Raw genomic sequence first — 23,065 nt, forward strand, 5'->3', positions numbered from 1 at the left:
TGTAAGGTACTCACAGGGTTGGCCTGCGCCCGGGCTTGGCAGTAAAGCGCATGATCTCGCCCCGTTCACTGGTGCGCAGCACGGTTTCGGTGAAGCTGTTGATCGACACATAGCGGGTCAAGAAGCGCTCGAACACCGCCCCCAGCAGAAACACCCCGGTGCCGCGGAAGGCGTTCTCGTCGAAGGTCAGGGTGATCTCAAGGCCACGGCCAAAGACGATCGGCCCGGGCATCGGCAAGCGCCGGGTGCACGGCTTGCTGCTGACTTCGCGCAGGCCGTCGATCTGCAGCTGCAGGGCGCTGTCATGCGGGTCGCCGTACAGGCGCAGCAACTCGCGCAGCGCCGCTGCGCCCTGGCCTTGTTCGGCCAGCGACAGGTAGTTCAGCGACAGCTGGCTGATCAGGCGCCAGGCGCGGTTGTCGTGGGCATGGCTGGCCTTCGGCCGGCTGGGGCCGGCCAGGCAGCGCACGGCGGCCACCGGGGCGCTGTCGGCCAGGCTGAAGTCGCTGCGCCCGTCGCCCACGTTCATGAACAGCGGCAGGTCGCGGTTGCTGCACAGGGCGCTGATGCCCAGCTGGCGCAGGTCGTGGCGGTACGGCGCCTGCTGGCCATCGACCAGGCTGACGAAGGTCTCGCTGCCCATGTAGCTGGAGCGCGTGCCGTTGCGCCGCTGCTCGCTGGACAGCACCCGGGGCTCGCGTCGAACGATGTAGTAAGCCTGGTCGCGGCCATAGCGCGACGGGTCGCGCACGGCGTAGAAGGGCAGAAACGGCTGGTCCGGCCCGGTACCGTGGCCGATCACCTGCTGCAGCGAATGGATTTCGAAATCGGTGGGTCGGGTGCGGTCGGCGATCACATGGTACTCGTTGACCCGGTCGGTGAGGTGAATGCGGTCGACCCGGCGCGGGAACAGGTTGATCGCCGGGGTGCAGAACGGCACCAGCTGGCCGGCGCCGACGCTGCTCTCCAGCGCCTGGTCGAAGCGCTCGAACAGCACCAGGATTTCCAGCTCCTGGCCGTCGCAGCGTTTGACTGCACGTTCCAGCCCGGCGAAGTCGACGAACAGAAAACGCTGCGGCAAGGCGAAGTATTCCTGCATCAGGCGGTAGCCCTGGAACGCCTGGGGCACCACCGGCAATGCGGCTTCGGCGTCATCGAAGCCGCAGGGCAGCAGGGCTTGCTCAACCGGTATGCGCTCAACCCAATCGGCGCCCGGCTGGCGCACGAACACCGCACAGGCAGCGCCCAGCAGTTGCTCGTACAGGCGGAACGGGGTTTCGTCGGCGCCGTTCAGGTACAGCGGCAGGTGCGTCAACGGCAGGCTGCTGAACGGGATTTCGGCGCCGCTGCGCAGGGTCAGGCGCAGGCCGGCGCGGGCCTTGGGCTCGCTGGCGGCCAGGCGGCCAAGCACGGCGCCGGGGTTGCCGAAGTATTCGGCGCGGGCCACCTGCAACGGCCACAGGGTCACGCCCTTGGTGCTGCGAAACTCGCACGGGGTTTGCGAGTTGCGGCCCAGGTTGGCACGCAGCACGCTGCCGCGCGGCAACTGGAAACCTGCCGCCAACGAGCCTTCGTCGGGGTCGGTCTGCAACTGCACCACGGTCATCGACGGGGTCGGCGCCAGGTAGTGCGGGTAGGCGATTTCCAGCAGGTTGTGGGTGAAGGTCGGATACTCGGCGTCGAGTTTGAGCTGCACCCGCGCAGTCAGGTAGGCAAAGCCTTCGAGCAGGCGCTCCACATACGGGTCGGCGCACTCGATGCCCGACAGCGTCAGGCGCCCGGCGATCTTCGGGTATTCCTTGGCAAACTCCGCAGCACCCTCGCGGATGTGCTGCAGCTCCTGGTTGTACAGCTCCAGCAGGCGCGGGTTCATGCACGCCTCCGGCGCTCGGCGGGGGCCACGCGCACATGGCCGGACTCAAGGTCGACGTCGGTCTGCAGCAGCAGCGGCAGTGCCGCCGGCTGCGCCCACAGGTCGCCTTCGATCTCGAAGCTCAGGGCGTTGGCGTTCATCTCGCCGGGGGCGGCCTGGGCACGCACCTTGAGGGTGTGGGCGAGAATGCGCGGTTCGTAGGTGGCGATGGCCTGGTGGATGATGCGCTCCAGGGCCGTGAGGTCGATGTTCGAGGCGCTGTTGCCGGCCAATGCCGGCAGGCCGTAGTTGACCACCGAAGCACCGGCGTGGGTGTTCAGGGTGGCGGCACTGTCCAGCAGGGAGGTGGTGTTCAGCAGCCAGGCCAGGTCGCGCAACACCGAGGCCTTGAGTTGCTGCAGGCTGAGCACGCGTTTGTCGGGGGCTTCCTGCGGGTTGCCCGGGTCGTCGTCGGTGAGGCGATCGAGCAGCGAGGGCTGCAGGCGGTCGCGGGTGGCGATTTCGGCTACCACGGGCGGTGATCTCTCAGGCAATCATGTTTCAGGCCATCCCCTGGGGGCATGGTGTTCCAGAACTGGGGGCGCTGTGCGCCCCTTTCGCGGCGCAAGGCCGCTCCTACAGGTGATCGCGGTCCACTGTAGGAGCGGCCTTGTGCCGCGAAGGGCTGCAAAGCAGCCCCCGTCAGATCTTGACGTTGGAGCGGATGTTCCAGCCGTACTTGACCGGGCCGCCTTCCTTGCTGCCGTCGGCTTTCTGCGGCTGGTAGTCGACGGTGACCTTGGCGAAGTTCAGGGTCACGTTCTCGGTCAGGCGGTCGTCGCTGCCCGAACCGCCGGTGCTCAGGGAGCTGATCAGCACCTCTTCGAGGTTGAGGATCAGGTATTCCACCTGGCTTTCACCGCCGGCCTTGCGCACGGTCAGCTTGACCTTGTCGATGTGCTTGCCGCTGGAGCAGTGGGCCATCAGGTTGGGGCTGGACTTGTCGATGTACTTGGTGATCGACAGGTCCTGGATGTTGACCTTGCCCGAGCCGCCGCCGCTGCCCATGTGCATGTTGCCGGACTGGGACATGCCCCAGCTCCAGTTCAGCACGTCGATTTCGTCCTTGTGGGCCTTGTCCTGGGACTCGCCCTTGATGTCGCCGATCTTGATGAAAATATCTACAGCCATGATGTCCTCGGGATTCCATGTCGGTTGACGGTACGGGGGCGGCTACGCCGCCCATCGCGGGCAAGCCCGCTCCCACAGGGAACGGGCCTGCCCGGGGTATCTCAGGCCCCTTTGGCCGAAGGCAGCTTCGACACCAGGCGCAGCGACACGGTCAGCCCTTCGAGCTGGTAGTGCGGGCGCAGGTAGAAGCGCGAGTTGTAGTAACCCGGGTTGCCTTCGACGTCCTCGACCACCACTTCGGCGGCCGCCAGCGGGTGCTGGGCCTTGGTGGTCTCGGTGGAGTGCGCCGGGTCGCCGTCGACGTAGTTGAGGATCCAGTCCTGCAGCCAGCGCTGCATCTCGTCCTTTTCCTTGAACGAGCCGATCTTGTCGCGAACGATGCACTTCAGGTAATGGGCGAAGCGGCAGGTGGCGAACAGGTACGGCAGGCGCGCAGCCAGGTTGGCGTTGGCGGTGGCGTCCGGGTCGTCGTATTCGGCCGGCTTCTGCAACGACTGGGCGCCGATGAAGGCGGCAAAGTCGGTGTTTTTCTTGTGCAGCAGGGGCATGAAGCCGTTCTTCGCCAGCTCCGCCTCGCGGCGGTCGGAAATGGCGATTTCGGTCGGGCACTTCATGTCCACGCCGCCGTCGTCGGTGGGGAAGGTGTGGGCCGGCAGGCCCTGCACTTCGCCGCCCGACTCCACGCCGCGGATGCGCGAGCACCAGCCGTAGTACTTGAACGAGCGGTTGATGTTCACCGCCATGGCGTAGGCGGCGTTGGCCCAGGTGTATTTGCTGCTGTCGGCACCGTCGGTGTCTTCTTCGAAGGCGAAGGCTTCCACCGGGTCGGTCTTGGCGCCATAGGGCAGGCGGGCCAAAAAGCGCGGCATGGTCAGGCCGATGTAGCGCGAGTCTTCCGACTCACGCAGCGAACGCCAGCCGGCGTATTCCGGGGTGGTGAAGATCTTGGTCAGGTCGCGCGGGTTGGACAGCTCCTGCCACGACCCCATGCCCATCACCGTCGGCGACGCGGCGCTGATGAACGGCGCGTGCATCGAGGCGCACACCTTGGACATCTCGCCCAGCAGCTCCACGTCGGGCGGCGACTGGTCGAAGTAGTAGTCGCCCACCAGGCAGCCGTAAGGCTCGCCGCCGAACTGGCCGTATTCTTCTTCGTAGAGCTTCTTGAACACCGGGCTCTGGTCCCAGGCGGTGCCCTTGAACTTCTTCAGGGTGCGGTGCAGGTCGTTCTTCGAGATGTTGAGCACGCGAATTTTCAGCTGCTCGTCGCTCTCGGTGTTGTTGACCAGGTAGTGCAGGCCACGCCAGGCGCTTTCCAGCTGCTGGAAGTCGTCGTGGTGGATGATCTGGTTCACCTGGGCGGTGAGCTTCTGGTCGATGGCGGCGATGATCTGCTCGATCGAGCCGATGGCATCGTTGGACACCAGGTTGGTCTGCGCCAGGGCCTGCTCGGCGAGGGTGCGCACGGCGCTCTCGACAGCTTCCTTGGCGCGTTCGGTCTTGGGCTTGAACTCCTGCAGCAGCAGGTTTGCGAACTCGCTTGGGTCCTGGGTGGCCGTTTGCTGGGCCTGGGTTTCGCGCAATGGGTCGTTCATGGGCTGGCTCCTCAGGCGCTCGGCTCGGAATCGGCGGGTTTCGGGGCGCTGGCCAGGGCCTGCAGCAGGGCCGGGTCCTTGATGGCCTTGAGGATGATGTCCTCGGCGCCGGTCTTGCCGTCCATGTAGGTCAGCAGGTTGGCCAGCTGGGTGCGGGCCTCGAGCAGCTGGTTCAGGGCATCGACCTTGCGCGCTACGGCGGCCGGGCTGAAGTCGTCCATGCTCTCGAAGGTGATGTCCAGGCTCAGGTTGCCTTCACCGGTCAGCTCGTTGGGCACGTTGAACGCCACCCGCGGCTTCATGGCTTTCAGGCGCGAGTCGAAGTTGTCGACGTCGATTTCCAGGAACTTGCGGTCGGCCACCGCCGGCAGCGGCTCGGCCGGCTTGCCGGCGAGGTCCGACAGCACGCCCATGACGAACGGCAACTGGACCTTCTTCTCGGCGCCGTACAGTTCGACGTCGTACTCGATCTGCACGCGCGGCGCGCGGTTGCGCGCGATGAATTTCTGGGAGCTGTCTTTCGCCACGTTGTTCCTCCTGGGCGCCGCTGCGGCGGCTCTGTTCGTTGCGGGCGTTCGGTTTTATGCGGCCTTGGGCGTTCAGTAGTCGCCGTCAGGGCCGCGCAGGTTCTCGAATTGCGACATGCCATCGGGGATCAGGTCGCGCACGATGGTCGCGAAATCGGCGTTGACCAGGTTCTTGGCCCGGCGCAGCAGCACCGGCAGCGGGCTCGAGGGCTCGTGGCGGGCGTAGTACTGCAGCAGGCGTTCGAGGCTTTGCAGCACGTCCTCGCGGCTGTTCACCTCGCCGGGGCGCGCGGCCGGGCGCGGCGCTGCGGCGGCGGGGGCTTGCGCGCTATCGTCGTTGGCGCTGTCGGCCGTCGCCTGGTCATCGCTGCCCAGCGGCGCTGCACCCTCCGGGCTGTAGTCGGCCAGCACCTGCTGCACCTGGCGCAGCGGCTGGCGCAGGGCCGAGAGGTCGACGCCGCTAGCCGAGCCGACCTGGTCGTTGACCCGGTGCTCGATGGCGTCCAGGGCTTCGCGGGCCACTTGCAGGGCGTGCAGGCACTGCTGCAGTTGCTCGGGGTCGGCGTCGCGCAGGGCGGCGGCGAGTTCTTCGGCGCTCAGCTGCTCGCTGGCAAAGTGCTGCACGCCAGCGGCATGCAGGGCGGCGCGCAGGCTTACCGGGCCGAAGGCGCGCGAACGCACCAGCACGGCGTCGCGCAGCAGGGCGATGTTGGTGTCGCAGACAAGGCCTGCCAGGGCGTTGACCCGCACCGTGGGGTCGTTGTCGTCGGCAGCGTCCAGTTGCGGGTGCAGGTACAGCCAGTACTCGCCCAGCAGGTCGCGGATCAGCTCGAGGCTCGCCGCCAGGCCCGGCAGGCCATGCAAGGCCAGGTTCGACTGCACCAGGAAGTGGGTGATGCGCAAATCCTTGCTGCGCTGCAGCAGGCCGGTGCACGCCTGTTCGATATCGCGCCACTGGGGTGGCTCGGCCGGTTGCACGGCATCGCCCATCACGCGCTCGGGGCGGCCCTGGGCATCACGCTCCAGTTGCAGAAAATCGGCGTCGTATTCGAGGTCTTCGCCGCAGGGGAAGTCGGCGGAAACTGCGGCGAGCAACTGCGGCGAGTTCACCAGAATTCGATCTCCATATCGGCCCGTGGTGGGGCAGTTGTTGGCGCTAAGTTGCTTTTGTGAACAAGCGCACAAACTTGTCAAAGAATGCGAAGTTGATATCAAGGTGATATCACTTTGGCACTCTGAAGTTGCGCATTTATGGTTTATTTGTAAACAAGTGTCAAGGTAAGCTACGCGCCGCGAGTGAGGGCTGTGAACTACTTGGCAGCCTGCGTTGTCCATGCGTCGGGTGCCATCAAAGTGCCTCGATTCTAGGATTAAATACGCCCTTCCAATCACCCTTTGTCGGTGTATTCCCCAATGTTTGCTGGGGTTTCTGCCGTTGGGCGGGGCGGGCTCGCAAAGCCATTCAAATGAATGGGCGCGTGTTTTAAATATATGCATGGAGGCATGATGGCACTTTGCCTAACTATCACCAGTTACCACAAGATCACGCCCGGGCAATGCCCGGAGAAGTTGCTGGAAACCGGTGCCATCACTGTTGGCCGTGCCGCGGATAATGACTGGGTACTTCCCGACCCAGAGCGCCTGGTGTCGTCGAAACATTGTGTGATCCAGTTCAAAGATGGGCGTTACTACCTCACCGATAACAGTACCAACGGTGTGGAATTGCTCAATGCCGGTATTCGCCTGCGCCGGGGTAACAGCGAGCCGTTGATGGACGGCGAAGTTATCCGTATTGGCGAGTATGAAATCCAGGCGCGCATCGACGCCGGCCACGCCATTACCACCGGCGGCCAGCCCGATGGCAACAGCTTCGAAGCGCTGATGGCCAACCAGGTGGCTGCACCGGCCATCCCCGCTGCACCCATTTCCGGCGCGCCCGCGGCCTTTTTGCAAGGGGCGTCGAGCCACGACACCCTGCCCGACCTGTTCGATTTTCTCGGCCCGGCCAGTGTGCCGCCGGCCAGCCAGCCGGACCACGTGCCGGCCCAGCAGCATGATTTTCGCCCGCCCACCCCGGTGGCGCCGCCAGCACCCGTGGCGCCGCCTGCCGCGCCGGGCGTGATCCCGGCGGACTGGGACCTGCTCGACAGCACGCCGGCGCCCGCACCCATTGCGCCGCCAGTGCCGATGCCGGAGCCGGTGCGCGCCGCCGAACCAGTTGCCGCCCCTGCGCCGATTCCAGCCCCGGCGCCAGCACCTGCCCCGGCGGCCAGCAGCGACGCTTTGCTGCAAGCCTTCCTGCGCGGCGCCGGTATCGATCACTTGCGTATCGACGCCCAGGACGCCGCCGCGCAGATGGAGGCCATCGGCCGCAGCTACCGCTTGATGGTCGAGGGCCTGATCGACGTATTGCGCGCGCGCAGCAGCCTGAAGGGCGAGTTCCGCATGCAGCAGACCAGCATCGCCCCGGTACAGAACAACCCGCTCAAGTTCGCCCCCAATGCCGAAGAGGCGCTGCTGTTGCTGCTGCGCCCCGGCAACCAGGCGTTCATGCCCCCCGACCAGGCGCTGCGCGACAGTTTCGACGACCTGCGCGCCCACCAGCTGGCGGTGATGGCCGGCGTGGAGGCGGCCATCAAGCACCTGCTGACGCGCTTCGAACCGGCCCGCCTGGAGCAGCGCCTGGCCCCGGCCGCGGGGCTGGCCAAGCTGTTCGGCGGTTCGCGCCAGGCCCATTGCTGGCAGCAGTTCACCGAGCTTTACGGGCAGATTTCCCGCGAGGCCGAGGACGACTTCCAGGACCTGTTCGGCCGCGAATTCAGCCGTGCCTACGAGGCCCACGGCAGCCGCCTGCAACGCAACTGAAGCCCTGCCTACAGGAAGAACACGACACGTCATGAGGACGAGGATGAACGCAACACGACTGATCGCCGCCCTGACCCTGGTGCTGCTTGGCGCCTGCAGCAAGGACGCGCCGGTCGAACCCGCCGCCGCAGACCCTGCCAGCGGCATCACCCTGTATTTCAGCGCCGCCGCCGGCCTGAACCCGGGCGCCACCGGCACCCCGGCGCCGGTACGGGTGCGCCTGTACGAGCTGAAAAACAGCGCAGCCTTTGCCCGCGCCGACTATTTCGCCCTGGCCGAACGGGCCCAGGCCACCCTGGCCGCCGACTTGATCGACCAGGACGAAGTACTGCTGCAGCCCGGCGAACAACTGCGCCTGGAGCGCCCGCTCAATCCGGCAACCCGCCAGCTCGGCCTGGTGGTCGGCTACCGCGAAATCGACCAGGCCCAGTGGCGCAGCGTGCTGCCGGTGCCGCCCCGTGATTATCAGATCAGCCTCGATGTGCGTGCCGTGCGCAGCGCCGTGGCCACCCCACAACCTGAGCCTGCCCGCTAGGCAATCGGAGTCCCCATGTCCTGGAACAATCGCGTGGTCTGGTCGGAAGGCATGTTCATCACGACCCAGCACTTCCAGCAGCACGACCGCTACCTGGAAAACTTCGTCGACGCCCGCAGCCGCCCGCTCAGCGCCGCCGCCTGGGGCTTTTCCGAGCTGCTCATCGACCAGGGCCTGCTGGCCCAGGGCAAGCTGGCGATCCTCAGCGCCCGAGGCCTTTTGCCTGACGGCACGCCGTTCGACATCCCCCGTGACGACCTGCCGCCGGCGCCGCTGGAGGTGCCGGACGAGCTGCGCGACGGGGTGATCTACCTGGGCTTGGCGCTCAAGCGTGCCGGCGCCCGCGATACCGTCGACGACGGCGAGGCCGCCGATGGCGCGCGCTATGTCAGCCGAATCAGCGAAGTACGCGACGACAACGCCCCGTTCGAAAACCGCGCACCGCTGGCCCTGGGCAGCCGCGCCCTGCGCCTGCTACGCGCCGAGGACGGCCTGAGCGACTACGCCGCGTTAGGTGTGGTGCGCATTCGTGAAAAGCGCGCCGACCGCGCCCTGGTGCTGGACGAGCGCTACATCCCGCCGCTGCTGGATGTGACTGCAAACACCCAACTGTCGGGGTTCCGTGGCGAGCTGCTGGGCCTGTTGCACCAGCGCGGCGAGGCCCTGGCCGGGCGCGTGGTGGCTTCGGCCAACGGCGGCGCCTCGGAGATTGCCGACTTCATGCTGCTGCAACTGGTCAACCGCGCCCAACCGCTGGTGGAGCACCTCAACCAGCTGACCCCGCTGCACCCCGAGCGGCTGTACAGCGAGCTGGTGGCCCTGGCCGGCGAGTTCGCCACCTTCACCCGTGATGGCCGGCGCCCCGAGGGCTACCCGGTGTACCAGCACGACGACCTGGCTGCCACCTTCACCCCGGTGATGGCGGCGCTGCGCGAGGCCTTGTCGATGCTGATCGACAGCAAGGCGGTGGCCATCCCGCTGGTGGAGAAAGCCTACGGCATCCACGTCGGCATGCTCGCCGACCGCAGCCTGCTGGACAGCGCCAGCTTCATACTGGTGGTGCGTGCCGACGTGCCCAGCGAAACCCTGCGCGCGCGTTTCGGCCAGCAGAGCAAGATCGGCTCGGTGGAGCACATTCGCGACCTGGTCAACCTGCAACTGCCCGGCATCGGCCTGCTGCCGCTGCCGGTGGCACCACGGCAGATCCCGTTCCATGCAGGTTCCACCTACTTCGAGCTGGACCGCGGTAGCGAGCACTGGAAGCAGCTGCAGCAGTCGGGCGGCTTTGCCTTCTACATGGCCGGCGAGTTCCCCGGGTTGAACCTGGCCTTCTGGGCGATTCGGGGGTGAGGCCGTTGAGCTCTGACTTCGCAGGTGTGGCAAGCACCTTGTGGGAGCGGCCTTGTGTCGCGAAAGGGCCGCAGCGCGGCCCCCGGATTTCAGCATCACGGCAAACGCTGCCGGGGCTGCTGCGCAGCCCTATCGCGACACAAGGCCGCTCCCACAGAGCCCGCGTCAGTGCGCCTTGCCGTGCCACCCCCCTTCCACGGACCGGAGACTAAGCCGCGATGCAATCGGATGACCGCACCCAGTTCATGCCGCGCCCCGGTGGCCGTGGCCCGCAGCCGGCCGCCGCGCAGCCGCAGGCGGCGCCTGCGCCGCTGAACATCCCCGCCGAACCCCTGGCCCCCGGCCAGGCGGTGGGTCTGAACCCCCTGGAGCAAGCCGCCGGCCCCCTGCTGGCGCTGCTCACCCGCCTGCGCAACACCATCGCCCACCCGGCGCCGGCCAGCCTGCGCGCGCAACTGCTGGCCTACCTGCGCCAGTTCGAAGAGCGCGCCGAAGCCGGCGGCGTGCCGCGCAACGAGGTGCTGCTGGCCCGCTACGCGCTGTGCACCGCCCTCGACGAAGCGGTACTCAGCACCCCCTGGGGCAGCGCCAGCGACTGGGGCAAGCAGAGCCTGTTGATCACCGTGCACAACGAGGCCTGGGGCGGCGAAAAGGTGTTCCAGCTGATGGAGCACTGCCTGCAAAGCCCGCGTGAGCGCATCAACCTGCTGGAGCTTCTGTACCTGTGCACCAGCCTGGGTTTCGAAGGCCGTTACCGGGTGATGAACGGCGGGCGCGCCCAGCTTGAAGCCCTGCGCGAACGCACCGCAGCGGCCATTCGCAGTGCCCGTGGCGACGTGGAGCGTGAGCTGTCGCCACACTGGCGCGGGGTGACCGTGGCCCGCGACCGCCTGGCGCAGTTCGTGCCGCCGTGGGTTGGTCTGGCCATTGCCCTGGCGCTGCTGTTGCTGGTGCTGTTCGGCCTGCGGCTGAAGCTGGCCTCTGACGCGGAGCCGGTGTTCCGCGGCATCCACGCGTTGGGTGAGATCCCGGTGCAGGCCATGGACCGCCCGGTGGTGCAGCCCAAGCCTGTCGAGCGCCCGCGCCTGGCGGGCTTTTTGGCCGACGAAATCAAGGCCGGGCGGGTTGCCGTGGAAGATGCGGTGGACCGTTCGGTGGTGACCATCCGTGGCGACGAGCTGTTCGCCAGCGGCAGCGCCAGCATCAAGGGCGATTTCGAGCCGCTGATGCTGCGCATCGCCGAGGCGGTGGGCAAGGTCAAGGGCAACGTCAAGATCACCGGCCACAGCGATAACCAACGCATCGCCACCCTTCGCTTCCCGTCCAACTGGGCGTTGTCCCAGGCCCGTGCCGAAGAGGTGCGCGACATCCTCGCCGCCCGCACCGGGCAGGCGCAGCGTTTCACCGCGCAAGGGTTGAGCGACACCGAGCCGCTGGCGTCCAACGACAGCGCCCAGGGCCGGGCGAAGAATCGCCGGGTTGAAATCACCGTTCTGGCGGAGGGCGTCGAGTGAAGGCGTTTTTCAGTTTTGTCATTCGCTGGGTTATCCCGGTACTCGGCCTGCTGGCCCTGAGCCTGATCATCTGGTTCGTCGGCCCGCTGCTGGACGCGCTGGTGCCGGCCACCCCACGGGTGGTGCTGATCGTGCTGCTGTTCGCGGTGTGGGTCAGCTATCGCGTGTGGCGGGTGATCCAGGCCCGCCGCCAGGCCGCAAAAGTGATGGAGAGCCTGGCTGCCGAAACCGCGCCGGACCCTGCCAGCGTGGCCACCGCCGAAGAGCTGGCCACCCTGCGCCAGCGCATGGACGAAGCCCTGGTGTTGCTGAAAAAAGCGCGCCTGGGTGGTGACGAGCGGCGCAACCTTTACGAGCTGCCGTGGTACGTGATCATCGGCCCGCCCGGTTCGGGCAAGACCACCGCGCTGGTGAACTCCGGCCTGCACTTCCCGCTGGCCGCGCAACTGGGCGAGGGCGCCATCCGTGGCGTGGGCGGCACGCGCAATTGCGACTGGTGGTTCACCGACCAGGCCGTGCTGCTGGACACCGCTGGCCGCTACACCACCCAGGACAGCCATGCGCAAGTGGACAAAGCCGCCTGGTTGGGCTTTCTCGACCTGCTCAAGAGCCAGCGTTCGCGCCGGCCCATCGACGGTGCGTTCATCGCCATCAGCCTGTCCGACCTGCTGCTGGGCAGCGACGCCGAGCGCGCCGCCCATGCCGCAGCCATTCGCACCCGTATCCAGGAGCTGTACAGCCAGCTGGGGGTGCGCTTCCCGATCTACCTGATGCTGACCAAGCTCGACCTGGTGCCGGGCTTCATGGAGTTCTTCGACAACCTCGGCAAGGAAGAGCGCGCCCAGGTGTGGGGCATGACCTTCGCCCTGGACGACGGCCAGCAAGGCGACGGCCCGCTGGCGCAGTTCAGCAATGAATTCGGCTTGCTCGAACAGCGCCTGAACCAGCGCTTGGTCGAGCGCCTGCAACAGGAGCGCGACCCGGCGCGGCGCGACCTGGTGTACGGCTTCGTGCAGCAGTTCGCGGCCCTGCGCGGCAACCTGAAAAGCTTCCTCGACGGCGTGTTCAAGCCCAACGCCTTCGAAGAGCGCGCCCTGCTGCGCGGGGTGTACCTGACCAGCGGCACCCAGGAAGGCAGCCCCATCGACCGCCTGATCGGCAGCATGGCCCAGAGCATGGGCCTGGACCGCGCGCACCTGGCGCGGCAGAACGGCACCGGGCGCAGCTACTTCATCGAGAAGCTGTTCAGCGCCGTGGCCTTCGCCGAGCGGGGCCTGGTGGGCAGCAACCCGAAAGTCGAGCAGCGGCGCAAATGGCTGGCCCGCGGCGCCCTGGCCCTGAGCGTGGCCCTGGTGCTGGTGGTCGGCAGCCTGTGGGCGGTGAGCTACCGCGCCAACCAGCAGTACATCGCCGAGGTGGACAGCCGCCTCAAGCCGGTGGGCAAGAGCGTGCAGGAGCTGAGCCCGGCGCAGCGCAACGTGCTCGAGGTGCTGCCGCTGCTCAACGCCGTGCGCCGCCTGGCCGACGACCCGCCCGGGTGGGCCGAGGGCCTGGGCCTGTACCAGGGCGACATGCTCGAAGGCGAATCGCAAAGCGTCTACCGCAAGTTGCTGATTGCCATCTTCGCCCCGCGCCTGGTCACCCGCATCGAGGAGCAGCTGTACGCCGGCGGCCCTTCCGACTACCTGTACGAAGGCCTCAAGGCCTACCTGATGCTGGCCGACGGCGAGCACTACGACCCCGAGTTCATCAAGGCCTGGGTCACCCTGGACTGGGAACGCAGCCTGCCCCGCGACCTGGCCCCGGACATGCGCCAGGCCCTGGAGCAGCACCTGGCGGCGCTGTTCGACAAGCGCCCGCCCAACGCCCGCCTGGACCAGCGCCTGATCGACGACACCCGTCGCCAGTTGCAGCAACTGCCGGTGGCCCAGCGCGTGTACGACCGGGTCAAACGCCAGAAGCTGCCCGCCGGCGTGAGCGATTTTCGCGTCAGCGACGCCGCCGGGCGCGATGCTGCGCTGGTGTTCCGTTTCAAGAGCGGCAAGCCGCTGAGCGAGCCGCTGCCGGGCATCTTCAGCGTCGAGGGCTACCGCAAGGCGTTCCTGGCCGCCAGCCTTGCGCAGGCCACCACCCTGGCCGAAGAGCGCTGGGTGCTGGGCCGCGAGCCGGGCGAGGCGGGTGATGCCAAGCGCCTGGCCGACGACGTGCTGCAGCTGTATTACCAGGACTACATCCGCCACTGGGATGCCCTGCTGGCTGACCTGGACTTTGTGCCCATCACCAGCGTCGGCCAGGCCGCCGACGTGCTGCGGGTGCTGTCCGGGCCGACTTCGCCGATGAAAAAACTGCTGCAGGCGGTGGCCCATGAAACCGACCTGTCCCAGCCCACCACCCTCGACAAGGTCAAGGACAAGGCCGAGCAGGCCGGGGTCGACCAGTTGCGCCAGCGCTTGGGTGGCCTGCTGGGCGACACGCCACTGGCCAGCGACAACCCCGCCGTGCGCCAGCTGGACCCGGTAACCGAGCACTTCGCCGAAGTGGCTGCGCTGGTTGCAACTGGCGAAGGCCAACCCGCGGCCATCGACGGCTTGCTCACCGACCTGAACGCGCTGTACGTGCAGGTGAGCGCCATGGTCGGGGCCAGTGGCGATGCGCTGCTGGGCGAGGCCAAGAACCAGGCCCAGGCCGCCGCGCAGCGGGTGGCCCTGGGTGCGGCGCGCCAGCCCAAGGTGGTGCAGAACCTGGTCAGCTCGGTGCTGGGCTCGACCCACAACATCGTCATGGGCGGGGTGCGCAGCCAGCTCAACGCCGCCTGGACCAGCGAGGTGGTCAACGTCTACCGCCAGTCCCTGAGCGGCCGCTACCCGCTGGTGGCCGGCAGCTCGCGGGACGCCACCCTGGAAGACTTCGGCCAGTTCTTCGGCGTTGGCGGGGTGATGGACAACTACTTCCGCAAGTACCTGCAACCTTACGTCAACACCTCCAGCAGCCCCTGGAGCTGGCAGCCGGGTGCGGCGCAAAAGCTCGGCATCAACAGCAACGTGCTGGCCACCTTCCAGCGTGCGGCGAGCATCCGCGATGCGTTCTTCCGCAATACCAGCGGCCTGCAACCGGGGGTGCGCTTCGAGCTCAAGCCGGTGGCGATGGACGCCAGCATCACCCAGTTCCTGCTCGACCTCGACGGCCAACAGGTCAGCTACGACCACGGCCCAAGCCGCCCGGTGGCGCTGCAGTGGCCCAACCCCAACAGCATTGGTGTGGTGCGCCTGTCGGTAACCCCGCCACTGGCCAGCGGCCGCTCGGGGCTGACCGTGGAAGGGCCGTGGGCCTGGTTCCGCCTGCTCGACCAGTCGGACCTGGTGGCCGGCAACTCCCCCGAGCGCTTCAACCTGCGCCTGCGGGTCGATGGCGCCAGTGTGTCCTACGAGCTGCGTGCCAGCAGCGCCTTCAACCCGTTCCGCAGCCGAGTGGTCAGCGGTTTCAGCCTGCCGGAGCGCCTGTGAACGAGCTTGGCTTCTACGGAAAACTGGCCTGCCGCGGCGACTTCGTCAGCCGTGGCCTGCCGCAGACGTTCATCCAGCCCTGGGACCAGTGGCTGGCGGCGGGGCTTCAAGCCAGCCAGCAGGGCCTCGGGGAGCGTTGGCTCGAGGCGTATCTGGTGAGCCCGTTGTGGCGCTTTGCCTTGGCGCCGGGGGTGTGTGGGCCGGATGCGGTGGTGGGTGTGCTGATGCCGAGCATCGACCGGGTGGGGCGGTATTTCCCGTTGACCGTGGCCCAGGTGTTGGGGGCGGGGGAGTCGTTGGCGGCAGCGGTTGGTGACCGTGACGAGTGGCTTGAACAGGCCGAAGCGGTGTTGCTGGCGACGCTGGAACAGGATGCGACCTTCGAGCAGTTCGAGCACGCCGTGCTGGCCCTTCGCGGGGCAAGCCCGCTCCCACGTGCAGCTCGCCCGCAGGTTGCCGTTGGCGGGTTGCAACGGCTGGACGCGACGTCGCCTGAGGGGCGTGCCTTGGCGTTGGCCGAGTGCGCCTGCGAGGGCATGAGCTTGTGGTGGGGCCGGGGTTCGGAACGTATTGCCCCGGGGCTGATGCGCTGCGCGGGCTTGCCGCGCAGTGCGGATTTCGCCGGCTTTTTATTGGGTAGCGAGGCTGCGACCGGATGACCGACATGCAATACAGCGCCGCCAGCTACAGCCATGTCGGCATGGTGCGCAAGATCAACGAAGACGCCTGCCTGGACCTGACCTGGGCCGGCCTGTGGGCGGTGGCCGACGGCATGGGCGGGCATGCCGCCGGCGACTATGTGGCAAGCCTTGCCGTGGACAGCCTGCGCAGCCTGCCGATGCTCGACTCGCTGAAAGAATTCGCCGACGAGGTGCGTGATGGCCTGGCCTGGGTCAACCGCACCGTGCGTGACGAAACCGCCCGCCGCGGCGTAGCGATGATGGGCAGCACCGTGGTGGTGCTGGCCGCGCGCGGCGAGCTGGCCATCGGCCTGTGGGCCGGCGACAGCCGCCTGTACCGCTTGCGCGATGGCTGCATCGAGCGCCTGTCCCACGACCACAGCTACGTGCAGGAGCTGCAGGACAGCGGCCTGCTCAGCGAGGCCGAGGCGCGGGTGCACCCGCGCGGCAACATCGTCACCCGCGCCCTGGGCGTGGAGGAGCATTTCGAATTGCAGTCGGTGGCCTTGCAGGTGCAGCCCGGCGACACCTACCTGCTGTGCAGCGACGGCCTGAACAAGACCGCCGAAGACCATGAAATCGCCGATGTGCTCGGCCACGCCGACCCCTACCAGGTGGTGCGCAGCCTGGTGCACCTGGGCCTGACCCGCGGCGCGCCCGACAACATCACCGCCGTGGTGGTGAAGGCCAATTGATGAGCATGAACATGCAGATCCCAGGTTTTGACATCGACGGCGAGATTGGCCAGGGCGCCATGGCCAGCGTGTACCTGGCCACCCAGCGCTCGCTGGAGCGCAAGGTGGCGCTGAAGGTGATGGCGGCCAGCCTTGCCGCCGACCCGACCTTCTGCGAGCGCTTCTTGCGCGAAGGCCGCACCCTGGCGCGCCTGGCACACCCGAACATCGCCACCATCCACGACATCGGCAATGTCGGCGAGCTGTACTACATGGCCATGGAGTTCTTGCCCAGCGGCACGCTGAAGGAGCGCATCGCCGCCGGCCTGACGCCCGAGCAGGGCCTGGTGTACGTGCGCCAGATGGCCCAGGCGCTGGGCTACGCCCACGCCCAGGGCCTGGTGCACCGCGACGTCAAACCCGCCAACATCCTGTTCCGCGCCGACGGCACCGCGGTGCTGTCGGACTTCGGCATCGCCAAGTCGCTGGATGACCGCACCCAGTTCACCCAGGCCGGCTTTGCCGTGGGCACCCCCAGCTACATGAGCCCCGAGCAGGCGCGCGGCCTTGAGATCGACGGGCGCGCCGACCTGTATGCGCTGGGCGTGGTGCTGTATGAAATCCTCGTCGGCAAGCTGCCGTACAACGGTACCGACGCGCTGTCCACGGCACTGGCGCACCTCACCGAGCCGCTGCCGGAGCTGCCCATCGAGCATGGCCGCTACCAGGACATTCTGCGCGGGCTGCTGGCCAAGGACCCCAACGAGCGCTATGCAGACGCCGCCGCATTGCTGGCCGCGCTGGACCGGCTGCCAGCCGAGGACAGCCTGAGCACGCTGATCCAGCCGTTGCCGCTGGTCGCGCCCGTGGCGCCTGCGGTGCCGGACCTGGGCGGGCTGACCCCGGTGTCCATCGACATTCCCCAAGCCGCGCCGGCGCCCGAGCCTGCCAGGCAACCCGAACCCCAGCCCGAACCTAAGCCCAGCGCGCCGGTAAAGTCCGGCTCCAGCAAACCGGCCAAGGCCGTGCTGGCCGTGGCCATCGCCGCTGCGTTGGGCCTGGGCGGGGCGTTCTTCTGGTTGCTGAGCGGCAGCGACACCCCCGAACCGCAAACCCCGGTGGTACAGACCCCGGTCGAGCCGGTTGCGCCGCCGCCGGTTGCAGCCAGCGAAGACGGCCGACCGCTGCTGATGCCGGGCAAGAAAACCTTGTTCCAGCGCGTGCTGAGCAAGCCCGATGCGCAGCTGGTGGCCCAGCCCGGCGATGCCTCGGGCGAACCGCTGCCGGCGTTTTCGGTGCTGTATGTGTACCAGCGCAAGGACGTCGACGGCCAGGCCTGGGTGCAGGTGGGTGCGGCCAGCGACGGCCAGCGTGACGGCTGGCTGAAGGCCGGGCAAACCAGCGACTGGAAGCAGAGCCTGGTGCTCAAGTTCACCGAACGCTCCGGCCGCTCGCCGGTGATGTTCCTGCGCCAGGCCGACGACGTGCAGCGCCTGCTGGACAACGTAAGCGATGCCCGCGACAGCCTGCTCAAGGCGCAGAACAACCCCGACCAGGTGCCCCAGGTGATGGCCCTGGAGCCGGCTGCCAGCGCCGTGCCGCAGAACCAGTTCTACCTGATGCCGATCTTCGACTACCGCGAAAGCTTCGACGCCGACGGCCAGCCGGTGCAGTTGCTCAACATCGCCTCCATCGACCCCGGCAGCAGCGCCCGCGACAGCGCGCCGAAGGCTGCAGGCGTGGTGGCGGCCAGCGACAACAGCTTCCGCACCGGCATCGTGCTGGTGGTGGATACCTCTGTGTCGATGCAGCCGTACATCGACCGGGTGCGCGATGTGGTCAGCGAGTTGCAGCAGCAACTGGCCGCCCGTGGCGAGCTGGGCAGCGTCAGCTTCGGTTTGGTGGGTTTTCGTAACAACGTCAAGCGCACCCCGGGCCTTGAGTACCTGAGCAAGACCCTGGTCAGCCTGGAGCAGGGCAGCGACCCGGCGCGCTTCCTCAAGGCTGCGAGCCAGGTGAAAGCCACCACAGTGTCCAGCCACTCGTTCAACGAGGATGCCTTTGCCGGTGTGATGCAGGCGGTAGAGGGCATGGACTGGTCGGGCTTTGGCGGGCGCATCATCCTGCTGGTCAGCGATGCCGGCGCCTTGCGCAAGAACGACCCGTTCAGCAGCACCCAGATGAACGAAGCCGAGGTGCGCCAGGCCGCGCTGAGCAAGCAGATCAAGATCTACGCCCTGCACCTGCGCACCCCGGCCGGGGTGAAGAACCACGGTGCCGCCGAAAGCCAGTACCGCGTGCTCACCGCCGACAGCAACCCGAAAATCGGCGACCTGTACGTGGGGGTGCCGGGCGGCGAGGTGGGCGCCTTCGGCGAGCGGGTGCGCGAGATCGGCTCGACCTTCGCAGAGCTGGTGCACCAGGTGCGCAACCAGCAGCCGCAACCGGTGCCGCTGCTGGCCAGCGGGGCAACCCTGGCGGCCAAGTCGCAGGCGGTGGGTTATGCCATGCACATGGACTTCCTTGGCCGCCACGGCGCCAGCCAGGCGCCGCAGCTGGTCAGCGCCTGGACCGCCGACCGCGACCTGACCAACCCGGCGCTGCCCACCCTGCAGGTGTGCGTGATGCTGACCAAGCTGCAGCTCAACGACCTGCAGCAGTCGCTGAAGCTGATCGTCGATGCCGCGCGCAAGACCCGCAGCTCGCCGGGCGACTTCTTCAACGAAATCGCCAGCGCCAGTGCCTACATGAGCCGCGACCCGGCCGCCTTGAGCAAAGGCGCCAACCTGGCCCAGGGCGGGGTGCTGGGCGAATACCTGGACGGCCTGCCGTACCGCAGCAAGTCGTTGGCCATGACCCAGGACTTGTGGCTGTCGCTGTCGGTGGCCGAGCAGGAGGACTTCATCGACGAGCTGGACTCGAAGATCCGCCTGTACGAAACCTTCCACAACGACATGGCCAACTGGGTGCGCTTCGGCAAGGCCGAGCCGGGCGACGCCTTGTACCGTGTGCCGCTGTCGACGCTGCCGTGATGATCAACCTGAGCGGTGTGCACAAGACGCGTGGGCAGGGTGCCCAGCGTTACAGCCTGCAGGTGGAGCGCTTGCACATGGCCGCCGGTGAGCGGGTGGCACTGGTGGGGCCGAGCGGCTGCGGCAAGAGCACGCTGCTGGATTTGCTGGCGCTGGTGCTGGCACCGGACAGCGCCGAGGGCTTTGCCCTGGGCGGTGAGGATATCGCCGGGCTGTGGCGCCAGCGCGCCCTCGACCGCCTGGCCGCGCTGCGCAGCCGCCAGCTGGGTTATGTGCTGCAAGCCGGCGGGCTGCTGGGCTTTCTGGATGTGCGCGGCAATATTCGCCTGCCGCGCCAGTTGCTGGGGCTGAGTGACGACGGCAGCGTCGAGCGCCTGGCCCAGGCGCTGGATGTGCACGACCAGCTGGGCAAAAAGCCTGCGGCGTTATCGCTGGGCCAGCGCCAGCGGGTCAGCTGCGCCCGCGCCCTGGCCCACGCACCGGCGCTGCTGCTGGCTGATGAGCCCACGGCGGCGCTGGACCCGGTGAACGCCGGGCGGGTCATGCAGCTGCTGTTGCACGAAGCCGGCCAGCGCCAGGTGACCTGCGTGATCGCCACCCACGATGAACAACTGGCCCGCGCCGCCGGGCTGCGGGTGTTGCGCATGGCCTGCCGGCGCGATGCCGACGGCGGCGTTACCGCCACTGTGGAGCAGGCCGCCTGATGCGCCCGCTGCTGATCGCCAGCCTGGCCTGGCAGGACTACCGCAACGAAGCGCGGCTGTCGGCCTGTGGCGTGCTGGCGCTGGTGGCGGTGATCGCGCCGTTGCTGGTGCTGTTTGGCCTGAAGTTCGGCCTGGTGGGCAGCCTGACCGAGCGCTTGCAGCGCGACCCGGGCGTGCGCGAGGTCATCCCGCTGGGCGGTGGGCGCTTCAGCGCAGGCTTTATCGAGGAGCTGGCGCAGCGCCCGGGCGTGGCTTTTGCCATACCGCGTACCCGGCAGATTGCCGCCACCGCCGAGCTGCTGATGCCGGCCCAGGGCCGCAGCGTGACCGTGGAGATGCTGCCGACCGCCAAGGGCGACCCGTTGCTGCTGCACGTGGCGCCGCCTGAAGGCGTGCAACAGGTGGTGCTGAGCTTTACCACCGCCGAAAAACTCGGCGCCAAGGCCGGCGACGAGGTGCAGGCCAGCTTCAGCCGCCAGCAGGCCGGCCAGGTGCAGTGGCGCCAGACCCGCTTGCAGGTGACCGCCGTGCTGCCCCTGGCAGCCTTCGAGCGTGACGGGCTGTTCGCCCCGCTGGCGCTGCTGGAGGCGGTGGAAGACTACCGCGATGGCCGCGCGGTGCCGGCGCTGGGCTGGCCGGGCGACGAGGTGGCCGCTGATACCCGGCGCGTGTACCCGGCGTTCCGGCTGTACGCCCGCGAGCTCACCGACGTGGAGCCGCTGCGCAGGTTTTTTGCCGAACGCAAGCTGCTGGTATCGACCCAGGCCGCGCAGATCGCCCAGGTGCAGTCGCTGAGCCGCAACCTCGACCTGGTGTTCTGGATCATCGCCGCGCTGGCGGTTGCGGGCGCCGTGGCGGCCACCGCCGCCGGCGCGGTGGCGGCGGTGGAGCGCAAGCAGCGTGAGCTTGCGGTGCTGCGCCTGCTGGGGTTTGGCAGCGCTGCACTGCTGCTGTTCGTGATGGTGCAGGCGCTGTACAGCGGCCTGCTGGCCGCCGCCGTGGCAGGGCTGTTGTACCTGCTGGCCGAACACGGCCTTAACCGACTTTTCATGCAGGTGCCGGGCGAGTTCGCCAGCCGCCTGCTGCCCGTGCATTACCTCGTTGCGCTGGGTGCCGTGCTGCTGGCCAGCACCACCGCCGCCGCCCTGGGTGGCTGGCGGGTTTCGCGCATCGACGCTGCCCAAGGAATTCGTGATGTCTGATAACCGCTTCAAGGCTGCGGCCTTGCTTGTAACTGCCCTGGGCCTGGCGGCCTGCTCGCCGGCCGATGGTGACGACAAGGCCAAGCCCGCAGCCCAGGCCGCCGCGCAGCCGGTCGATGCCGGCAAGCTGGACAACCCCAAGCCCCTGCCGGGCGATGTCAGCCTGCCGTTGCCGTGCGGCGGCGAACTGGTGCTGCGCAGCGTCTACGTGCTGGCCCAGGGCAGCCTGGACGACCGCGAGGTGAACCTTGGCTACCCGTTCAGCGAAGGCGAGGCGGGCTACAAGCAGTCGTTCATCTCCGGCTACCGGCGCGATTTCATCAACGGCCAGTTCAGCCTGCAGGATTTGCCGGCGCAGTGGCAGCAGGCGGTTGGCCCGACGCTGCCCAAGCTCGACAAGGGCGCGCCACTGAAACCGATGATGTACTTCATCGGCAAGTACGAGGTGACCGCGCGCCAGTACGCTCAGGTGATGGCCCAGGCGCAGTCGCTGGCCAGTGGTGACGCGGCGCCGGCCTGCCAGCCTGAAACCAGCGCCGCCGGGCGCCTGCCCAAGGTCAAGCTGTCGCGCTTCGAGGCCGAGCGTTTTGCCGCCGTGTACAGCGCCTGGCTGATGAAGTACCACCGCGACCTGCTGCCGGTCAGTGGCCGGGGCAGCAAGGCCGAGGATGGCGGGGTGGGCTTTGTGCGCCTGCCCACCGAGGTGGAGTGGGAGTTCGCTGCCCGTGGCGGCTCGCAGGTCACTCGCCAGGAACTGGAAGGCCGGTTGTTCCCGCGCAAGGTCGAGGGCAGCGACAGCGAAGGGCCGCTGGCCGACTGGGCGGTGTTCAACCAGGTGGCCGGTGGCACCGGGCAGGCGGCGCGCTTGATGCCGATCGGTACCAAGCAGCCCAACCCGCTGGGGTTGTTCGATGTGATCGGCAACGCCGCCGAGATGGTCCAGGAGTCGTTCCAGCTGGTGAACGCCGGGCGCCTGCAAGGCGCCTACGGCGGCTTTGTGGTCAAGGGCGGCAACTACCTGGAAGGCGAGGGCACGCTGTTCACCGGCATGCGCCGTGAATACCCGCTGTTTGGCGGCGATGGCACCGAACAGCGCAACGAGACCACCGGTTTTCGTATTGCCATCGGCGCCCTGTCGGCGCCGCGCTCGCGCTACCAGGAGCTGTTCGAGCAGTGGCAGAAGGAGGGCCGTCTGGCCGGGCTGACCGACGATATCGACGCCGCACAAGACCCGACCAAGCGCCTGGACAGCATCATTGCTGCCACCAGCGACCCGCGCCAGCAGGCCGAGCTTGGGGTGGTGAACGAAGAGCTCAAGCGCAACGTGTCGCTGATCGCCCGCCAGCGTGAAGAGGCCGCCGGCAACCTGATCCAGTCGGCGGCCTTGGTGGCCGAGACCATCAACAACTACAACATCCGCCTGACCAACCTGAAGAACACCCAGGCCAAGGCCGAGGCTTCGGGCGACCAGACCAGCGCGCGCATGTACGGCGCCGCCATCGCCAATGGCCGCGCGGCGCTGGATGGCGCCGTGGCGATCTACATCGACAACCTGGCCAGCGGCACGCGCTACACCGATGCGGTGATCCAGGCGCAGTTCCAGCGCGTGCGTGAAGAACTCAACCGCAAGCCGGTGCTGGGCAACAGCCTGGTAACCCGCGCCACCCTGTTCGTCCGCCATGTCGGGGAGTACCGCCAAAGCCGGCGGGCCGACCCGGCGACGATCCTCAAGGAGCTGCTGGCATCGGCAGCCCCGCGCCCCTAGGGACAGACAGTTTCAACTGAAAGGAACACCGGGCGGCCTTGTGCCCCCGGCCATCGACAAACCCAAGAGAGAACCT

At 67.8% G+C, this 23,065-nt stretch carries 17 protein-coding genes; 11 read left to right on the forward strand and 6 right to left on the reverse strand.

Annotation, left to right across the window (positions count from 1 at the left end; all coding sequences use genetic code 11):
* Positions 1-10: 10 nt before the first annotated feature.
* The 6 genes from tssF to tssA form a co-directional block, all read right to left on the reverse strand.
* The gene (gene tssF / locus KSS94_RS01370) at positions 11-1,873 is read right to left on the reverse strand and encodes a type VI secretion system baseplate subunit TssF (protein ID WP_217841327.1); all 1,863 of its coding nucleotides are present in this window, start codon (positions 1,871-1,873) and stop codon (positions 11-13) included.
* Positions 1,870-2,385 carry a type VI secretion system baseplate subunit TssE gene (gene tssE / locus KSS94_RS01375; protein ID WP_217841328.1) on the reverse strand — a complete coding sequence of 172 codons (516 nt, stop codon included), beginning with the start codon at positions 2,383-2,385 and terminating at the stop codon, positions 1,870-1,872. The genes tssF and tssE overlap by 4 nt, the downstream gene beginning before the upstream one ends.
* A 169-nt stretch (positions 2,386-2,554) precedes the next feature.
* The gene (locus tag KSS94_RS01380; RefSeq protein WP_217841329.1) at positions 2,555-3,043 is read right to left on the reverse strand and encodes an Hcp family type VI secretion system effector; all 489 of its coding nucleotides are present in this window, start codon (positions 3,041-3,043) and stop codon (positions 2,555-2,557) included.
* A 101-nt stretch (positions 3,044-3,144) separates the two neighbouring features.
* Positions 3,145-4,638 carry a type VI secretion system contractile sheath large subunit gene (tssC, locus tag KSS94_RS01385; RefSeq protein WP_217841330.1) on the reverse strand — a complete coding sequence of 498 codons (1,494 nt, stop codon included), beginning with the start codon at positions 4,636-4,638 and terminating at the stop codon, positions 3,145-3,147.
* A gap of 11 nt (positions 4,639-4,649) precedes the next feature.
* On the reverse strand, positions 4,650-5,165 hold the full coding sequence (gene tssB / locus KSS94_RS01390) for a type VI secretion system contractile sheath small subunit (protein ID WP_217841331.1): 516 nt from the start codon (positions 5,163-5,165) through the stop codon (positions 4,650-4,652).
* A gap of 72 nt (positions 5,166-5,237) precedes the next feature.
* Positions 5,238-6,275 carry a type VI secretion system protein TssA gene (gene tssA / locus KSS94_RS01395; RefSeq protein WP_217841332.1) on the reverse strand — a complete coding sequence of 346 codons (1,038 nt, stop codon included), beginning with the start codon at positions 6,273-6,275 and terminating at the stop codon, positions 5,238-5,240.
* Positions 6,276-6,671: 396 nt separating this feature from the next.
* On the opposite strand from tssA, the gene tagH reads away from it, so the two are divergent.
* From tagH to KSS94_RS01450, 11 genes are all read left to right on the forward strand, one after another.
* Complete coding sequence (tagH, locus tag KSS94_RS01400; protein ID WP_217843495.1) at positions 6,672-8,030, forward strand: type VI secretion system-associated FHA domain protein TagH; 1,359 nt, start codon at positions 6,672-6,674, stop codon at positions 8,028-8,030.
* Positions 8,031-8,073: 43 nt separating this feature from the next.
* Positions 8,074-8,565, forward strand: coding sequence for a type VI secretion system lipoprotein TssJ (tssJ, locus tag KSS94_RS01405; protein ID WP_217841333.1), 492 nt, complete (start codon positions 8,074-8,076; stop codon positions 8,563-8,565).
* A 15-nt stretch (positions 8,566-8,580) separates the two neighbouring features.
* Positions 8,581-9,915, forward strand: a complete 1,335-nt coding sequence (gene tssK / locus KSS94_RS01410; RefSeq protein ID WP_217841334.1) for a type VI secretion system baseplate subunit TssK — start codon at positions 8,581-8,583, stop codon at positions 9,913-9,915.
* 218 nt (positions 9,916-10,133) lie between these two features.
* Positions 10,134-11,429, forward strand: a complete 1,296-nt coding sequence (locus tag KSS94_RS01415) for a DotU family type VI secretion system protein (RefSeq protein ID WP_217841335.1) — start codon at positions 10,134-10,136, stop codon at positions 11,427-11,429.
* Positions 11,426-14,932 carry a type VI secretion system membrane subunit TssM gene (gene tssM, locus KSS94_RS01420; protein WP_217841336.1) on the forward strand — a complete coding sequence of 1,169 codons (3,507 nt, stop codon included), beginning with the start codon at positions 11,426-11,428 and terminating at the stop codon, positions 14,930-14,932. The genes KSS94_RS01415 and tssM overlap by 4 nt, the downstream gene beginning before the upstream one ends.
* On the forward strand, positions 14,929-15,591 hold the full coding sequence (gene tagF, locus KSS94_RS01425; RefSeq protein WP_217841337.1) for a type VI secretion system-associated protein TagF: 663 nt from the start codon (positions 14,929-14,931) through the stop codon (positions 15,589-15,591). Before tssM ends, tagF begins: the two co-directional genes overlap by 4 nt.
* Positions 15,588-16,307 carry a PP2C family protein-serine/threonine phosphatase gene (locus tag KSS94_RS01430; protein ID WP_217841338.1) on the forward strand — a complete coding sequence of 240 codons (720 nt, stop codon included), beginning with the start codon at positions 15,588-15,590 and terminating at the stop codon, positions 16,305-16,307. Before tagF ends, KSS94_RS01430 begins: the two co-directional genes overlap by 4 nt.
* 5 nt (positions 16,308-16,312) lie before the next feature.
* Positions 16,313-19,318, forward strand: coding sequence for a serine/threonine-protein kinase (locus KSS94_RS01435; protein ID WP_217843496.1), 3,006 nt, complete (start codon positions 16,313-16,315; stop codon positions 19,316-19,318).
* On the forward strand, positions 19,318-20,022 hold the full coding sequence (locus KSS94_RS01440) for an ATP-binding cassette domain-containing protein (protein WP_217841339.1): 705 nt from the start codon (positions 19,318-19,320) through the stop codon (positions 20,020-20,022). The genes KSS94_RS01435 and KSS94_RS01440 overlap by 1 nt, the downstream gene beginning before the upstream one ends.
* A complete protein-coding gene (locus KSS94_RS01445; protein ID WP_217841340.1) occupies positions 20,022-21,224 on the forward strand; it encodes an FtsX-like permease family protein in 1,203 nt (400 codons plus the stop codon). The genes KSS94_RS01440 and KSS94_RS01445 overlap by 1 nt, the downstream gene beginning before the upstream one ends.
* On the forward strand, positions 21,217-22,989 hold the full coding sequence (locus tag KSS94_RS01450) for a formylglycine-generating enzyme family protein (protein WP_217841341.1): 1,773 nt from the start codon (positions 21,217-21,219) through the stop codon (positions 22,987-22,989). The genes KSS94_RS01445 and KSS94_RS01450 overlap by 8 nt, the downstream gene beginning before the upstream one ends.
* Positions 22,990-23,065 lie beyond the last annotated feature (76 nt).

This window comes from Pseudomonas fakonensis (assembly GCF_019139895.1).
Taxonomy (GTDB): domain Bacteria; phylum Pseudomonadota; class Gammaproteobacteria; order Pseudomonadales; family Pseudomonadaceae; genus Aquipseudomonas; species Aquipseudomonas fakonensis.

Bases quoted from the DNA above. Each gene is read 5' to 3' on its own strand.
- tssF (WP_217841327.1), bottom strand. From the start codon at position 1,873: ATGAACCCGCGCCTGCTGGAGCTGTACAACCAGGAGCTGCAGCACATC.
- KSS94_RS01380 (WP_217841329.1), bottom strand. From the start codon at position 3,043: ATGGCTGTAGATATTTTCATCAAGATCGGCGACATCAAGGGCGAGTCC.
- tssC (WP_217841330.1), bottom strand. From the start codon at position 4,638: ATGAACGACCCATTGCGCGAAACCCAGGCCCAGCAAACGGCCACCCAG.
- tagH (WP_217843495.1), top strand. From the start codon at position 6,672: ATGGCACTTTGCCTAACTATCACCAGTTACCACAAGATCACGCCCGGG.
- tssJ (WP_217841333.1), top strand. From the start codon at position 8,074: ATGAACGCAACACGACTGATCGCCGCCCTGACCCTGGTGCTGCTTGGC.
- tssK (WP_217841334.1), top strand. From the start codon at position 8,581: ATGTCCTGGAACAATCGCGTGGTCTGGTCGGAAGGCATGTTCATCACG.
- KSS94_RS01415 (WP_217841335.1), top strand. From the start codon at position 10,134: ATGCAATCGGATGACCGCACCCAGTTCATGCCGCGCCCCGGTGGCCGT.
- KSS94_RS01430 (WP_217841338.1), top strand. From the start codon at position 15,588: ATGACCGACATGCAATACAGCGCCGCCAGCTACAGCCATGTCGGCATG.
- KSS94_RS01435 (WP_217843496.1), top strand. From the start codon at position 16,313: ATGAACATGCAGATCCCAGGTTTTGACATCGACGGCGAGATTGGCCAG.
- KSS94_RS01440 (WP_217841339.1), top strand. From the start codon at position 19,318: ATGATCAACCTGAGCGGTGTGCACAAGACGCGTGGGCAGGGTGCCCAG.
- KSS94_RS01445 (WP_217841340.1), top strand. From the start codon at position 20,022: ATGCGCCCGCTGCTGATCGCCAGCCTGGCCTGGCAGGACTACCGCAAC.
- KSS94_RS01450 (WP_217841341.1), top strand. From the start codon at position 21,217: ATGTCTGATAACCGCTTCAAGGCTGCGGCCTTGCTTGTAACTGCCCTG.